This window comes from Pseudomonas marginalis (assembly GCF_024169655.1).
Classification (GTDB): Bacteria; Pseudomonadota; Gammaproteobacteria; order Pseudomonadales; family Pseudomonadaceae; genus Aquipseudomonas; species Aquipseudomonas paraveronii.
On record NZ_JALJWV010000001.1, the window covers coordinates 1,557,987 to 1,572,601 of the forward strand.

A 14,615-nucleotide genomic window follows, 5' to 3' on the forward strand; every position below is an offset into this window, starting at 1 on the left:
TCTTCCTACGGTTACTTCGGAGACTCCCATGCCACACCTGCACCTGGAATACACCGCCAACCTGACGCAACTGGACGCCGATAAGGCCCTGTTGCGTCTGAACCATGCGTTGGTGGCCTCCGGTCAGTTTGGCGCCGAATTCGATATCAAGAGCCGTTCGCTCAAGGTCGACAGTTTTCGCGTGGGCACCGCCATGACCGCCCGGGGTTTTGTCGCCGTGCGCCTGGCATTGCTCAGCGGGCGCTCGGCGCAGGTCAAGAAGCAGTTATCGGAAAGCCTGCTGGCCGTGGTGCAAGAGCTTGGGCCGTGGCCGGAGGGGGTGCAGGTGCAACTGAGTGTCGAGTTGCTGGATATCGATCGCGATTCCTACAGTAAGGTCGCGATTGGTTGAGCGCTTCCGTCCTTCACAACCCTGGCGCTCTACGTCGATGCGTGAGGTCAGAGTAATCCCTGTTCAGCGCAGACTTTTACCACCTGCTCCCTGAACCAGGTATTGGCGCTGTCCTGTTCACTGGTTGCGTTCCACTGCATGTCCAGGGTGAACCCCGGCAACCCGTTGGGCGCCTCGCAATAGCCGAACACTGCGGCGGGTGCCAGCAGTCTTTGCACACGGCGGGGCAGGGTGACGATGAAGTCGGTGCCGGCGATCATCTTCAACGCGGCGCTGTAGCTGTTGGCCCGGGCGACCACTTGGCGCTTGTGGGCCTGGCGCGCCAGCCAGCCGTCGATCATGTTGGTGTCGGAGGTCCACGGCGTGGGGAATACGTGGCGTCGCTCGACGAAAGACTGCAGGCTGAACGCCGCCTCACGGGGCGCTGCACGTTTGTCGAAGACACACACCAGGTCGTCTTCGAGCAGCATCTGGGTCTTGAAGTCTTTATGGGCGCGGTGAAAGTGCGGGCCAAAGCAAATCACCAGGTCGAGGCGGCCTTCGCGCAGGTCGACGGCGGGGATCTCGGTTTCCAGCTTGCGCACATTGACGATCACCGGCAGGTCGGCGCGGTCGAAGTTTTTCAACAGGCGCGGCAGGATCAACTGCTCGAAATACTCCGGGGCGCACACGTTGAAGCTCACGGCCTTCTGGGTGGGGTCAAAGGCCTGGCCACCGGCGTGGCACAGGTTGATGCTTTCGAGGATTTTCTGCACATGGCCGTACATGGTGCTGGCCTTGTACGTCGGACGCATACCCGCCCGCGTGTTGATAAACAGCTCATCCTCGAAACTGGTGCGCAGCTTCTTCAAGCTGTAGCTCACGGTCGACTGGCTGACGAACAGCGTTTCTGACACCTCGGTAACGCTGCTCTGGTCGTAGACGGCGATAAACACCATCAAATCCTGCATATCGAGCTTTCTGAGCAAGTTACTGTTTAGCATCCATTCCATCCGGTAAGCCTTGGCACTGTGACAGCGCGCGACAAGGGTAGAAGATTAACGGAACGGGCGTGCCAATAGAAAGCTCTGTAGGGTGTTTCTATGTTTTGTGTGGGACAAAAAGTGTTTGCAACACGACGTCAGCGAATGTGCTCCGCGTAATGCTTCGGATCGAAGCGCGTGACGATCAGCAGCATCACCCCGATCACCGCCGTCAGCGACCACCATGCCCATTCGAAACTGCCCAACTGATCGCGGATCATCCCGGCGATCAACGGCGACAGGCCGGCAATCAGGTAGCCGATGCCTTGCACAAACGCCGTCAGGCCACCGGCGCGGCGCGGGTGGTCGAGGTGGTCGAGGGACAGGATCAAACTCATCGGGAACAGCCCGCCGATGCCCAGGCCCAGCAGGCAGGGCCACAGCAAACTCAGGTATTGGGGCGCCAGGATCAGCCCGCAGAAACCGAGGATGATCAGCACCAGCAACACCGCCACCACTGCGCGTTTATCCTGGCGACGGTTAGCGATGGCCGGGGTCACCAGGCCCGAGATGACTTCCATCGCGGTGAGGAAACCCAGGAGCAAACCGGCATGCTGTTCGCTCCAGCCTTGTTCGACGTAGTACGGCGCCAGCCACGCCAGGACGCAGGTGTAGGAGGCTGTACCGAGGCCAAAAAAGATCGCCAGCAACCAGGCGCGGCCATTGCCGAAAAATCCTTCCTGCTTGTCAGAACCGACCTGGGGCAAGGCGGGCAGCGCCGCACGCTGGGCGGACCAGAAGACCAGGGCGAGCAAGGCCAGCCCTGCCCAGATCGCCAGGCCGATGCGCCAACTGCCGGTCTGCACCTGCACGAACGGCGAGAACGACGCCGCCAGCGCCGCGCCGCCCATGATCGCCGTGACGTACAAACCCATGAACAATGAAACGTTGGCGCTGAAGCGTGACTTGATCAGCGCCGGCATCACCGCCTGGATCATCGCGATGCCAACCCCCGCAGCGATCGCGCTGACGATCAACTCCAGCGCCGAATCGAGGAACAACCGCGACAGCGTCGCCACGCCGATCACCAGCAGCGACACCGCGATGCTGCGATGTTCGCCGAAGCGCTTGGCCAGGCCCATGCCGAAAAACATCGCCAGGCCCATGGCCATGACCGGCAACATGGTCAGCAACGCGGCGCTGCTGAAACTCAACGGCACCTCGCCGCGAATCGACGCTAACAACGGCCCTACGGCCGCCATCGACGGGCGCAGGTTAAGCGCGACCAGCACGACGCTGATCATCAGCCAGACGGCGGTGGTGGATTTTGCGTGAACGTTTTCCATGGGCCAGCCTTGAGTGAACAAGGGCGAATCAGGCCACGCACGGGGAGCGGGGGCAAATGAGAAAGTTGCAGGGGCTATCTAAAAAACGCAGTTAACTGAAATACCGCACATCAAAATGTGGGAGGGGGCTTGCTCCCGATAGCGGTGGTTCAGTCAAAGATGCTCCAACTGAATGAGTGCTATCGGGGGCAAGCCCCCTCCCACATTGGTCCACATTCCACAGGGAGGCTGCGTCGTCAGTTAGACCGGATCACGTGCTTGATCTCCTGAAACGCCGCCAACCCCCACGGGCCTAGCTCGCGGCCGATGCTGCTCTGCTTGTAACCGCCCCACGCCGTTTGCGCGAAGATCACCTGTGGCGCGTTGATCCACACCATGCCGGCCTGCAAGGCATTGGCCACGCGTTCGGCGGCTTCGCCGTTGCGGCTGACCACGCTGGCTACCAGGCCGAAATCGCTGTCGTTGGCCAGGGCGATGGCCTCGTCTTCCGTGGTAAAGCGGCGTACACACAGCACCGGGCCGAAGATTTCTTGCTGCCACAATGCGCTGTCCAGCGGCACGTCAGTGAACAGCGTGGGACGAATGAAATAGCCTTTCGCCAAGTGCGCCGGGCGCTCACCGCCGCACAGCAAGCGGGCGCCGTCCTGCACGCCGCGCTGGATATGCGCCAACACCCGTTGGTACTGGGCGTGGTTGATCAGCGCGCCCATTTCCACGTCTTCGGCAAACGGGTCAGCGACGCGAATCCCTTCAACCCGCACGGTCAAACGCTGCAGGAATTCATCCGCGAGACTGTCCGCCACCAGCACGCGGCTGGTGGCGGAACACATCTGCCCGGCGTTGAAAAAGCCGCCACCACAGGCCAGCTCCAGCGCCAGGTCGAGGTCGGCATCTTCCAACACCAGCAGCGAGGATTTGCCCCCCAGCTCCAGGCTCACGCCCTTGACGGTTTCGGCGGCGCGTTGCATCACCTGCACGCCCACCGCATTGCTGCCGGTGAAGGAAATCTTCGCCACGCGAGGCGCCGCTGCCAATGGGGCGCCCACGGCCAGGCCGGTGCCGCAGACGAGGTTGAACACCCCCGCCGGGAAGCCGGCCTCGGCGATGATCCGCGCCAGTTGCAATTCCGCCAGCGGTGTCACTTCCGACGGTTTGAGCACCACGCAACAGCCGGCGGCGAGGGCCGGGGCGAGTTTCCAGGCGGTGGTGACCATGGGGAAATTCCACGGCACGATCAGGCCCACCACGCCGCAGGGTTCGCGGCGCAGGCGGGCGCTGAAGGCGTCACAGGGCAGCACCACCGCACGGTCTTGCTCGGCGTCCAGCGCCTCGGCGAGACCGGCGTAGTACTCGAAGGTGGCGATCACGTCGTCGACATCGATACCCGCTTCGAACAACGGTTTGCCGCTGTTGCGCGCCTGCACGCGCATCAACGGCTCACGCTGTTCGCTCACACCTTGAGCCACTTTGCGCAGCAGGGCGCCGCGCTCACGCCCGGTGCTTTGCGACCAGCCGATAAACGCCGCGCTGGCGGCGTCGACCGCCTCGGCCACGGCGCTCGCATCGCCGACGCTGACCTGGGCCAACGTCTCCTCGGTGGCCGGGTTGATCACCTCCAGCACGTCATGGCCGGCACGCCACGCACCATTGATATACACACCGTTCATGACTGCGCTCATACCGCCACCTCCTGCATCCAACGTTGCTGGTCGATTTCAATCAGCGTCGGCCCTTGGCGATCAGCGGCAGCCCGCAAGGCAACGCGCAGCGAGTCCACGCCCTGGATGCGCTCGGCGGCGCAACCGAGGGCTGTGGCCACGCCGATAAAGTCCGGCGTGTAGATGTCGACGCCGACCGGTTCGATGGCCCGGTTGAGCATGTACTTCTTGATCTCCTCGTAGCCCTGGTTATTCCACAGCAGCACGATGATCGGCGTGCGTGCTTCCACGGCGCTGGCCAGTTCCGGCAGGGTGAATTGCAGCCCGCCGTCACCGATCAGGCACACCACCGGCTGGCCATCGCCACGCCCCAACCAGGCGCCGATGGCTGCAGGCAGGGCGTAGCCCAAGGTGCCGTAGCCGGTGGAGGCGTTGAACCAGCGGCGCGGGTGGTCGAGGTTCAGGGTCAGGTTGCCGCTGTACACCGGCTGCGTGGAGTCGCCCACCAGCACCGCATTAGGCAGTTCCTCCAGCACGGTGTGGAGGAAGCGGGTTTGCGCACGGGTGGCGGCGTCCCAGGTCGGCGTTAATTCGGCCCACAGGCGGGCGACGCGTTGAGCGCCCCAGGCGCTGTGGCGAGGCGCCAGCGGCAGGCGCTGGAGCTCGGCGAGCAAGGCCTCGGCGGCGATCTGTGCGTCGGCCACCAACGCCAGTTCGGGCGGGTAATTGCGCACGGTTTGGTCCGGGTCGATATCGATGCGCAGCAGCGCTCCGGGAATCTCGAAGCCGCCGGCGAAGGTCACGTCGTAGTCGGTCTCTGCCAGCTCCGTGCCGATGGCCAGCACCACATCGGCCTCGGCGACCAGGGCGCGGGTGGCGAGCAGGGTCTGGGTCGAGCCGATCAGCAACGGGTGGGCTGCGGGCAGCATACCTTTGGCGTTGATGGTCAGCGCCACGGGGGCGCCGAGGGTTTCTGCCAGGCGGGTCAACGCCGCGGCTGCCGCGATGGCGCCGCCGCCGGCCAGGATCAATGGGCGTTTGGCGGCGGCGAGTCGTTGGCTCATCTGCTTGACCGCCGACGGTGCCGCACCGGCACGCGCCACGCTGACGGGTGAAGTGCCGAGCAATGCATCGGCGTTTTCCACCAGCACATCCAGCGGGATTTCGATGTGTACCGGGCGCGGCCGCCCCGCTTGGAACAGCGCGAACGCCCGCGCCAGCACGCCGGGCAATTGCGCTGCCGACATCAAGGTGTGGGAGAACGCCGCCACCCCGGCGATCAGCGCGCTCTGGTTCGGCAGCTCATGCAACTTGCCGCGCCCGCCGCCCAACTGGCTGCGCGACTGCACGCTGGAGATCACCAGCATCGGGATCGAGTCGGCATAGGCCTGGCCCATGGCCGTGGTGATGTTGGTCATGCCGGGGCCGGTGATGATGAAACACACGCCGGGCTTGCCACTGGTGCGTGCATAGCCATCGGCCATAAAACCCGCGCCCTGTTCGTGGCGCGGGGTGACGTGGCGGATGTTCGAGCGCGCCAGGCCGCGATACAACTCCACGGTGTGTACTCCAGGGATACCAAACACCTGGTCCACGCCGTAGCTTTCCAGAAGGTTGACCAGTACTTCGCCGCAGGTCGCCATACATGTCGCTCTTATTGTTGAGGTTGGGCGGTATTGGACCGGCTGGCCGGTAGCGGCAACAATCGATAAAAAGTCATACTAGCCATGTCCTCACGTCATGGCTGCTTGCTCCTATGAAACGCCTCCCGCCGCTGCCTGCGCTGCATACCTTCTGGGTCACCGCCCAGTGTTGTAACTTCACCCGCGCCGCCGAGCAGTTGCACATCACCCAGGGTGCGGTAAGCCGGCAGATCGCCGGGCTGGAAAGCCATTTGGGCTACGCGCTGTTCCTGCGTCAGGCGCGGGGCCTGAGCCTGACCGAAGAAGGCCGCGAGTGGTCGCTGCGGGTGCAGCAGGTGTTCGGCCTGCTCGGTGACGCGCTGGAGCAGATCGGCAGCCGCCGCGACACCCTGCAGCTCAAGGCCTCCACCTGCGTGATGCGCTGGCTGCTGCCGCGCTTGATGCAATGGCAACGGGAACGCCCGGATGTGCCGGTGGAGCTGACCACGACCGTGGCCTACAGCGTGGACTTTCGTCGCGAGCAGTTCGATGCAGCGGTGATCTATGCGCCCAGCGCGGAACAATCGGCCGAGGCTCGGCATCTGTTCGATGAACAACTCACACCGGTCTGCGCGCCGGCTTTACGCGACCGTCTGAGTACGCCTGCGGACCTGCAGCAACAGGTGCTGCTGCACCCCACGCGGGACGAACGCGACTGGGCGTTGTGGCTGGAGGCGGCGAAGACGCGCTTGAGCAATGTGAGCCAGGGCCACCATTTCGAGACGCTGGATCTGGCCATGACGGTGGCGTCCCAGGGCTCAGGTGTGGCGATTGGCGACAGTGCGTTGATTGGCGAAGACGTGAAGGCGGGGCGGTTGGTGGCGCCGTTTGAATTGCGGGTGCCGACGGGGATGGGCTATTACCTGGTGTATCCGCCGGGGACGGCCCCTTCGGCCGGGCTTGAAGCGCTGATGGATTGGTTGGTCAACCAGGCGCAACAGGCGTAGCGCTGAAGATCCACATGGGGGCGCCGGCAAGCCAGCGCCCCCATGTTTTGATCGCGTTGGCTCAGTAACCGACGGTGAAACGCTGGCGCGAGTGCTTCGGTGTTTCCACTTCATCGAGCATCGCGATGGCGAAGTCGGCGAAGCTGATCCAGCTGCGGCCTTCGTGGCTCACCAGCAAATCATCCTGACCCAGGCGGAACGTGCCGGTGCGCTCGGTTTCAACGAATTCGGCCGACGGCGACAGGAAGGTCCAATCCAGTTCCTGCTCCTGACGCAACGCCTCGAGGAACGTCGCGCCGGCACTGGCTTCTGCCTTGTACGCTTGCGGGAAACCCTCGCTGTCGATCACCCGAGTGCCGCCCGGCAGCAGCAGCGAGCCCGCGCCGCCTACCACCAGCAGGCGTTTCACTGCGGCTTTTTTCACCGGGCCGATCACCGCACTGGCGGGCAGGGTGGCGAAGTGCGCCGCGCTGATCACCACATCGCTGCCGCTGATGGCCTGTTGCAAGGCCTCGGCATCCAGTGCATCGACCTGTTTGACGCTGACGCCAGGGCGCACGGCAAGTTTGTCGGTGTTACGCGCGATGGCGATCACGCTATGCCCACGCCGCAGCGCCTCTTCCAGCAGTTGACTACCGGCACGGCCAGTGGCCCCAATGATTGCGATCTTGCTCATGACGTTCTCCAGTACGGTTAAGGTTTGAAACGCTTCACCACTTCATTTCGCCCTTGGCGACTTTGGCGCTCAGTTCCAGCGAGCTTTCGTCGGCGAGGGTCGGGTAACGCTTTTTCATTGCCGCGATCAGGGCGGCGGAATCCTTGGCCTTGGCGGTTTCTTCGGCAAAGGCCTTGATGTAGTCGGCGGTAAAGGCCACGGATTGCAGCGACGGGCTGCCGAGGAAATGCCCCGGAACCACCGTGCGCGGCTTCAGCTCGGCGATGCGTTGCAGGCTGGCCAGCCAGTCTTTATGCGACTGCGCGCTCTGAGTATCGGCCATCCACAGGTGGATGTTGTCGGCGACGACCACACCGCCGACGACGGCCTTGATCGATGGAACCCACACAAAGCTGCGATCCGGCTGCGGGCCGTCCAGGCCGATCACTTCCAGGTGTTGGCCTTCAAGCGTCAGGCGGCGGCCGTCGAGCACCTGCGGCACGATGGTTTTGCCTGGCTTGTCGGCGCCCATTTTCGGGCCCCAGAACGCCAGTTTGCCGACGACGGTCGCGTTGATATGGTCGACCACCGCTTGCGGGGCCAGCACCTTGGCGTCGGGGAATGCGGCGGTCAGGGTGTCGAGGCCGAAGTAGTAGTCCGGGTCGCCGTGGCTGATGTAGATGGTGGTCAGGTGTTTGCCGCTGGCGCGGATCTTCTGCACCAGTTGTTCGGCCTGGCTTTTACCGAACTGCGCGTCGACCAGGATCGCGTCTTTCGCGCCGCTGACCAGCACCGAACTGACCGGAAAGATCGCGGCTTCGCCGGGGTTGTACACGTCGAGGGTCAGCTCGGTGGCGGCGGCCTGGGCGGCGAAGGCCAGGGCGGCGGTCGCCAGGGTCAGGCGCTTGAGAGTGGAAAACATCGGGCAGCTCCGGCAATCGGTAAGGGATGCACAGAGCTTAGTTGCACCAAACACAACAAAAAATGCGATGCTGGGACATAGTTTGTTTCTAAAATCGGGCAGATCATGGATCGTCTTCAAGCAATGCGCGTGTTTGTGACGGTGGTGGATTTGGGCAGCCAGTCCGCCGCCGCCGACCATCTGGACCTGTCGCGCCCGGTGGTCTCGCGCTACCTGGCCGAGCTGGAAGACTGGGTCGGTGCGCGCTTGCTGCATCGCACCACGCGCAAGCTGAGCCTGACGGCCGCCGGCGGGGAAACCCTGCCGCGTTGCCGGCAATTGCTGGAATTGTGCGGTGACATGCAGGCCGCCGTCCGCGAGCCGGATGACGCACCCCGTGGCCTGTTGCGCCTGAGTGTCAGCACCTCGTTCGGCCTGGCGCAGTTGGCCGAGGCCATCGCGGAGTACGTCAAGCGCTACCCCTTGGTGACGGTCGACCTGCAGATGCTCGATCGCACGGTCAACCTGGTGGATGAGCGCATCGATCTGGCGATCCGCACCAGCAATGACCTGGACCCCAACCTGATCGCACGGCGCCTGACCGTCTGTCGCTCGGTGGTGTGCGCGACCCCGGCCTACCTGCTTGAGCATCCGGCGCCGCACAAGGTCGAAGACCTGGCGCGGCACAACTGCCTGACCCACTCGTACTTCGGCAAAAGCCTGTGGCATTTCGAGGAAGGCGGCGAGCACGTTTCGGTGCCGATCCACGGCAATATCACCGCCAACGAAGCCAGCACGCTGTTACGCCTGACGCTGGCCGGGGCCGGGGTGGCGATGTTGCCCAGTTATCAGGCCGGGGAGCACATCCGCCGTGGCGAACTGGTGCGCCTGCTGCCCGCGGCCGAGCCGCGGCAGATGAACATCTACGCGGTGTACGCGTCGCGCAAACACATGCCGTCGGCGCTGCGCAGTCTGCTGGATTTCCTGGTGCAGAGGTTTCCGGAAACGCCGGAGTGGGATAGGGGCCTGTGACCCGACATACAGATGTTGAATGGCGTCCAATAATGGCAACTCGCCCTGACTGACCTATGCTTTAAACAGCGTCACGTAGATCCTTCAGAGGTCTGTGCCATGACCGTCAAAACCAGAAAGTACCTGATGATCTTCACCCTCTGCGCCTTAGCCAGCGCGCTGTACGGCACTGCCGCCTATCGCGTGGAGCAGACCCGGATGCAGCCGAGCTTTGCGATCAGTTGCAATCAGGACCAGAACCAATGCATTCCGCACACCGGCAGTTTCAGCGCGTTGCGCTAAATGGCCTACAGAGGACGATCCCACTTTAACCCTGGGGTGTGTCGGCCTTGAGGTGCTCGCGAAACGCCTTGGGCGAAAACCCGACCCGTCGGCGGAACAGCCGCGAGAAGTTGGTCGGGTCGGAAAAGCCCAGTACCTCGGACATTTCATTGATGGTCATGCTGGTGTAGGTCAGCAGGCGCTTGGCTTCCAGCAATTGGCGGTCATGCATGATCTGTAGCGCAGGTTGCCCGCCCAATTCCCGACACGTGCCGTTCAGGTGTGAGACCGAGATGCCCAGCTTGTGGGCCAGGTCTTCAATCTTCGGGTGTTCGCGATATTGCTGCTCGACCAATTGGGTAAAGCGCCGGAAATATTCTTGCCCGCGCGGTGCCCGTGGGTGACGGCGCTGGATCGCCTGGCGGCTGATCCACACCAGCAGTACGCTGACCAGGGCGTGCATCATCATGTCCCGGGCCGGCTGTTCATCGGCGTATTCGTCCTGCAGGCGGGAGAACAGGCTGTGCAGGTAGTCACGGTCCTTGCCTGCCGGGTAAGTGCCGAGCGCCTGCAGGCCGTCTACCGTCGCGCCCAGTTGCGCTTGCAGATGGCTGACCAGCGGTGCCGCCAGGGTCAGCACGTAGCCTTCGACCTCTTCAGCAAACCGAAACCCATGCACACATAGCGGCGGCAGCACCTGCAAGGTCGCTTCGTTGAGGGTGGTGCGCTGGCCTTCGATTTCCAGTTGCGCCTGGCCTGTGTGGACGTACAGCAACTGGCACAGATCCGCGTGCCGGTGGGGCTGGATTTCCCACTGGTAGTCCCGGCTGCGTCGGGAAATCGTTTCGCAGTGCAACAAATCCGGCGTCGGCCATTGCTGGTTTTCCCCATACAGCTTGAACACCGGAATCGCGGAACTGGCAGTTTTAGTCATAGTTTCAATCCGATACTCAGGCAAGTGGTTCGGTAATCGCCCCGATTGGCAAAAAGCGCAGGCTTTGGCGCAGTTTTCACCTTCTTATAGCGGCCACTCAAGTGAAAAATGTCAGCAACAAGATCAATGACAACTCTTTCACCTTATCCGTTCGGGTGAATTTTTCGGGCCATAAAAATAATGAAAACGCTGAAAACTCAAGTCGCCATCATCGGCGCCGGTCCCTCGGGACTTCTGCTCGGCCAACTGCTGCATCAGGCCGGTATCCAAACCCTGATTCTAGAGCGCCAAAGCGCCGATTACGTGCTGGGCCGCATCCGTGCCGGCGTGTTGGAGCAAGGCATGGTCGACCTGCTGCGCGAGGCCGGCGTCAGCCAGCGTATGGACGCGGAAGGCCTGGTCCACGATGGCTTCGAACTGGCGCTCAATGGCCAATTGACCCACATCGACCTCAAGGCGCTCACTGGCGGTCAATCGGTGATGGTCTACGGCCAGACCGAAGTGACCCGCGACCTGATGGCCGCACGCGCCGCCGCAGGTGCCGTCACCTTGTATAACGCCCGTGAGGTGCAACCCCATGGGCTCAAAACTGATCAACCCTGGTTGACGTTCGAACATGAAGGCGAAACCTTTCGCCTGGAGTGTGACTACGTGGCCGGTTGCGACGGTTTTCACGGTGTCGCCCGTCAATCGATCCCGGCCGAATCGCTGAAGGTCTTCGAACGGGTGTATCCCTTCGGCTGGCTGGGTATCCTGGCCGACACGCCGCCGGTCCATGATGAACTGGTGTACGCCAAGCATGCGCGTGGGTTTGCCTTGTGCAGCATGCGTTCGCCGACACGCAGCCGTTACTACCTGCAAGTACCCGTTGAGGAGTCGGTCGACGCGTGGTCGGACCAGCGTTTCTGGGATGAACTGAAAGTGCGCCTGCCGAGCCACCTGGCCGAACAGTTGGTGACCGGGCCGTCGATCGAAAAAAGCATCGCGCCGCTACGCAGCTTCGTGGTCGAGCCGATGCAGTACGGGCGTTTGTTCCTGCTGGGGGATGCGGCGCACATCGTGCCACCCACCGGGGCCAAGGGCTTGAACCTGGCGGCGAGCGACGTGAGCACGCTGTTTCGGATCTTGCTCAAGGTCTACCGCGAGGGGCGCGTGGAGTTGCTGGAGAAGTATTCGGAAATCTGCCTGCGGCGGGTGTGGAAGGCCGAACGGTTTTCCTGGTGGATGACGTCGATGCTGCATCAGTTTCCCGAGGCGGACGGGTTCAGCCAGCGCATTGCCGAGAGCGAACTGGCGTACTTCATCAACTCCCACGCCGGGCGCACCACCATCGCGGAAAATTACGTCGGGCTTCCTTACGAAGCTATCGAATAGCCTGCTATCGTATCGAGCATCCCCGCAGGTCGCCTTTTCCTGCGGGCCTTGCTCGAAGGTTTACCGTGACTCAACTCAATCAACCCACCCCAGCCGTGCCCGCCGTGCGCAGCATCCTCGTCTCGTTGATGATGGCGATCTTCCTCGGTGCCTTGGACCAGACCATTGTCGCGGTGTCCATGCCGGCCATTTCCGCGCAGTTCCACGACGTCAACCTGCTGGCCTGGGTGATCTCCGGCTACATGGTGGCGATGACGGTGGCGGTGCCGATCTACGGCAAGCTCGGCGACCTGTACGGGCGGCGGCCGATGATGCTGATCGGCATGGGCCTGTTCACCCTGGCGTCGCTGTTCTGTGGCATGGCGCAAAGCATGGAGCAACTGGTGCTGGCGCGGGTGCTCCAGGGCATCGGCGCCGGTGGGATGATTTCGGTGAGCCAGGCGATCATCGGCGACATCATCCCGCCCCGCGAGCGCGGCCGCTACCAGGGCTATTTCAGCAGCATGTACGCGGTGGCCAGCGTGGCCGGGCCGGTGCTGGGCGGTTATATGACCGAGTACCTGTCCTGGCGCTGGGTGTTTTTGATCAACCTGCCCTTGGGCGCCGGTGCCTGGTACGTGGCCCATCGCACCCTGGTCGGGCTGCCGTTGCCACAACGCAAGCCGATCATCGATTACCTCGGTACTGTGCTGATGATCATCGGCTTGAGCGCCTTGTTGTTGGGCATCACCGAGATCGGCCAGGGCCATTATTGGCGCGATGATTCGGTGCTCGGGCTGCTGGCCTGCGCGCTGGTGGCGCTGAGCATATTTGTCTGGCATGAGCGGCGTGCGCGGGAACCGTTGCTGCCGATGCACCTGTTCGCCAACCGCAGCGCGGTGTTGTGCTGGTGTACGATGTTTTTCACCAGTTTCCAGGCGATTTCCCTGACGGTGCTGATGCCCCTGCGCTTTCAGACGGTAACCGGTTCCGGCGCCGACAGCGCCGCGCTGCACCTGCTGCCACTGGCGATGGGCTTGCCGATGGGCGCCTACTTTGCCGGGCGCATGACCTCGGTGACCGGGCGCTATAAACCGCTGATCCTCAGCGGCGCCGTGTTGAGCCCCTTGGCGATTCTCGGCATGGCCTACAGTGCGCCGCAGGCGTTGGGGCTGACGGCAATGTTCATGTTGCTGTGCGGCATCGCTGCTGGCATGCAGTTCCCGACCTCGCTGGTGGGCACACAGAATTCGGTGGACCAGCACGATATCGGCGTCGCTACCAGCACCACCAACCTGTTCCGCTCTCTGGGCGGGGCGGTCGGGGTGGCGTGCATGTCGGCGTTGTTGTTGGCGCTGTTGCAGGACTCCAGCTTTGCCCACTTGGCCAACGGTGCGCTGGTGGCTGAGGGCGGCTCCGGCAACGTCCTGCTCGACGGCCTGAACGCGGCCCCAGGCCCGGCGCAGGACGCCCTGCGCGGGGAACTGGCGGTGACGTTCCGGCATTTGCTGATGGTGAGTGCGGCGGTGTCATTGCTGGGGCTGGCAGCGGCGATTGCGATGCCTAATCGCGTGCTGCGCGGTCGGGAAGACAACGCCAAGTAGCTGGCATGATCAGGGGCTGTAGTACCCGACCGCGACCATGAAATGCCCGATTTTACGCACATATGCATGCTTGCGCTCGACCTTGCCGGTCACCGGGTTTTTCCAGCGGTACTTGTACTCACCCTGGTCTTGCTCCGCCATCAGCTTGAGGATCGGTTCGCCCACCGGCTTGCCGTCCGGGTCCTTGACCTTGCTGAAGTCAGTGTTGATCAGCCGCAGGTTGGTGCCATGGGCGACATAGCGCTGGGTATCGAGGTCCACCACAAACACGTAGAGATCGTCCTGCAGGAAACCGCCCTGTAATGAGTTGATCGCCTTCAGCGTGCCCGCTTCATCCTTGACCAGCGCCTTGACGGCCTGGTTCCGCAGCGCCCGCGCCTGTTCCGGCGTAGCCCGTGGCAGGTAATAGCCCACCGCCAGGATGCGCTCGCCCACGCGCTGATAAAACACATGCTTGTGCTCGATCTTGCCGTCGTTCCAGTTCTGCCAGCGGTAGTCGGCCTGCTGGATGCCCTGGCTTTCCGGCACCTTGAGCGCGTCCTTGAACGACTGGCGCAAATCCGGCCCCAGCACTTCGGACACATCGCGGCCGATCAACGCGGAGGAGGGCCCGCCGCTGGCCAGCAACACGCCCTGGGTGTCGACCACGAACACATAGCGGTCATGGTCGACAAACTCGCCCTGGCGGCTGAAGGCGGCGAAGGCCTTGTCGCCATTGCTCTGGTAGTAGGCCAAGGCTTTCTCCAGCAGGGCCTTGGCCGCCTGGGCGTCCTCCTCCGGCAAGGTGGCGGCGTGTACCTGGCTGAAACCCAACAGCAGCAGCCAGGTGAATCGGAGCAGTCCCTTCATTATCCGTGCCTCGTTCTTATTAGGTGTGAGCACAGCGTAG

The 14,615-nt window shown here is 63.1% G+C and carries 14 protein-coding genes; 6 read left to right on the forward strand and 8 right to left on the reverse strand.

The features are described from left to right. Positions 1–28: 28 nt before the first annotated feature. Entirely contained in the window at positions 29–391 is a 363-nt protein-coding gene (locus J2Y83_RS06970) for a 5-carboxymethyl-2-hydroxymuconate Delta-isomerase (protein ID WP_253394054.1), read from the forward strand. Between the two features lie 47 nt (positions 392–438). On the opposite strand, the gene J2Y83_RS06975 is transcribed toward J2Y83_RS06970, so the two are convergent. From J2Y83_RS06975 to J2Y83_RS06990, 4 genes are all read right to left on the reverse strand, one after another. Next, positions 439–1,374, reverse strand: coding sequence for a LysR family transcriptional regulator (locus tag J2Y83_RS06975; protein WP_253394056.1), 936 nt, complete (start codon positions 1,372–1,374; stop codon positions 439–441). Positions 1,375–1,511: 137 nt separating this feature from the next. Then, positions 1,512–2,699 (reverse strand): cyanate transporter, encoded by a 1,188-nt coding sequence (locus J2Y83_RS06980; RefSeq protein WP_253394058.1) that lies wholly within the window; start codon positions 2,697–2,699, stop codon positions 1,512–1,514. Positions 2,700–2,935: 236 nt separating this feature from the next. Then, the gene (locus J2Y83_RS06985) at positions 2,936–4,378 is read right to left on the reverse strand and encodes an aldehyde dehydrogenase family protein (RefSeq protein WP_253394060.1); all 1,443 of its coding nucleotides are present in this window, start codon (positions 4,376–4,378) and stop codon (positions 2,936–2,938) included. Next, on the reverse strand, positions 4,375–6,000 hold the full coding sequence (locus J2Y83_RS06990) for a 5-guanidino-2-oxopentanoate decarboxylase (RefSeq protein ID WP_253394062.1): 1,626 nt from the start codon (positions 5,998–6,000) through the stop codon (positions 4,375–4,377). Before J2Y83_RS06990 ends, J2Y83_RS06985 begins: the two co-directional genes overlap by 4 nt. A 113-nt stretch (positions 6,001–6,113) precedes the next feature. Here J2Y83_RS06990 and J2Y83_RS06995 point away from each other — a divergent pair, with 113 nt between their 5' ends. Beyond that, complete coding sequence (locus J2Y83_RS06995) at positions 6,114–6,986, forward strand: LysR substrate-binding domain-containing protein (protein WP_253394064.1); 873 nt, start codon at positions 6,114–6,116, stop codon at positions 6,984–6,986. Positions 6,987–7,047: 61 nt separating this feature from the next. Here the strand turns inward: J2Y83_RS06995 and J2Y83_RS07000 are convergent, their stop codons facing one another. Then, complete coding sequence (locus J2Y83_RS07000) at positions 7,048–7,662, reverse strand: NAD(P)-dependent oxidoreductase (RefSeq protein WP_253394066.1); 615 nt, start codon at positions 7,660–7,662, stop codon at positions 7,048–7,050. 34 nt (positions 7,663–7,696) lie between these two features. After that, positions 7,697–8,563 (reverse strand): MBL fold metallo-hydrolase, encoded by an 867-nt coding sequence (locus J2Y83_RS07005; RefSeq protein WP_253394068.1) that lies wholly within the window; start codon positions 8,561–8,563, stop codon positions 7,697–7,699. Positions 8,564–8,668: 105 nt separating this feature from the next. Between J2Y83_RS07005 and J2Y83_RS07010 the strand changes: the two genes are divergently transcribed. Continuing rightward, positions 8,669–9,574: a LysR family transcriptional regulator gene (locus J2Y83_RS07010; RefSeq protein WP_253394070.1), complete on the forward strand. Its 906-nt coding sequence runs from the start codon at positions 8,669–8,671 to the stop codon at positions 9,572–9,574. A gap of 99 nt (positions 9,575–9,673) precedes the next feature. Then, positions 9,674–9,856, forward strand: coding sequence for a hypothetical protein (locus J2Y83_RS07015; RefSeq protein WP_253394072.1), 183 nt, complete (start codon positions 9,674–9,676; stop codon positions 9,854–9,856). Between the two features lie 25 nt (positions 9,857–9,881). On the opposite strand, the gene J2Y83_RS07020 is transcribed toward J2Y83_RS07015, so the two are convergent. Then, entirely contained in the window at positions 9,882–10,769 is an 888-nt protein-coding gene (locus J2Y83_RS07020; RefSeq protein ID WP_253394074.1) for a helix-turn-helix domain-containing protein, read from the reverse strand. A gap of 189 nt (positions 10,770–10,958) precedes the next feature. Here J2Y83_RS07020 and pobA point away from each other — a divergent pair, with 189 nt between their 5' ends. Beyond that, positions 10,959–12,143, forward strand: coding sequence for a 4-hydroxybenzoate 3-monooxygenase (pobA, locus tag J2Y83_RS07025; RefSeq protein ID WP_253400353.1), 1,185 nt, complete (start codon positions 10,959–10,961; stop codon positions 12,141–12,143). Between the two features lie 65 nt (positions 12,144–12,208). Beyond that, entirely contained in the window at positions 12,209–13,726 is a 1,518-nt protein-coding gene (locus J2Y83_RS07030) for an MDR family MFS transporter (RefSeq protein ID WP_253394076.1), read from the forward strand. A 9-nt stretch (positions 13,727–13,735) separates the two neighbouring features. On the opposite strand, the gene J2Y83_RS07035 is transcribed toward J2Y83_RS07030, so the two are convergent. Next, positions 13,736–14,575, reverse strand: coding sequence for a cache domain-containing protein (locus J2Y83_RS07035; protein WP_253394078.1), 840 nt, complete (start codon positions 14,573–14,575; stop codon positions 13,736–13,738). Between the last annotated feature and the right edge of the window lie 40 nt (positions 14,576–14,615).

What these genes read in the sequence shown, in the direction of transcription:
- J2Y83_RS06985 (WP_253394060.1), bottom strand. Translation starts at nt 4,378, where the DNA reads ATGAGCGCAGTCATGAACGGTGTGTATATCAATGGTGCGTGGCGTGCC.
- J2Y83_RS06990 (WP_253394062.1), bottom strand. Translation starts at nt 6,000, where the DNA reads ATGGCGACCTGCGGCGAAGTACTGGTCAACCTTCTGGAAAGCTACGGC.
- J2Y83_RS07035 (WP_253394078.1), bottom strand. Translation starts at nt 14,575, where the DNA reads ATGAAGGGACTGCTCCGATTCACCTGGCTGCTGCTGTTGGGTTTCAGC.
- J2Y83_RS06970 (WP_253394054.1), top strand. Translation starts at nt 29, where the DNA reads ATGCCACACCTGCACCTGGAATACACCGCCAACCTGACGCAACTGGAC.
- J2Y83_RS06975 (WP_253394056.1), bottom strand. Translation starts at nt 1,374, where the DNA reads ATGCTAAACAGTAACTTGCTCAGAAAGCTCGATATGCAGGATTTGATG.
- J2Y83_RS07020 (WP_253394074.1), bottom strand. Translation starts at nt 10,769, where the DNA reads ATGACTAAAACTGCCAGTTCCGCGATTCCGGTGTTCAAGCTGTATGGG.
- J2Y83_RS07015 (WP_253394072.1), top strand. Translation starts at nt 9,674, where the DNA reads ATGACCGTCAAAACCAGAAAGTACCTGATGATCTTCACCCTCTGCGCC.
- J2Y83_RS06980 (WP_253394058.1), bottom strand. Translation starts at nt 2,699, where the DNA reads ATGGAAAACGTTCACGCAAAATCCACCACCGCCGTCTGGCTGATGATC.
- J2Y83_RS07005 (WP_253394068.1), bottom strand. Translation starts at nt 8,563, where the DNA reads ATGTTTTCCACTCTCAAGCGCCTGACCCTGGCGACCGCCGCCCTGGCC.
- J2Y83_RS06995 (WP_253394064.1), top strand. Translation starts at nt 6,114, where the DNA reads ATGAAACGCCTCCCGCCGCTGCCTGCGCTGCATACCTTCTGGGTCACC.
- J2Y83_RS07010 (WP_253394070.1), top strand. Translation starts at nt 8,669, where the DNA reads ATGGATCGTCTTCAAGCAATGCGCGTGTTTGTGACGGTGGTGGATTTG.
- J2Y83_RS07000 (WP_253394066.1), bottom strand. Translation starts at nt 7,662, where the DNA reads ATGAGCAAGATCGCAATCATTGGGGCCACTGGCCGTGCCGGTAGTCAA.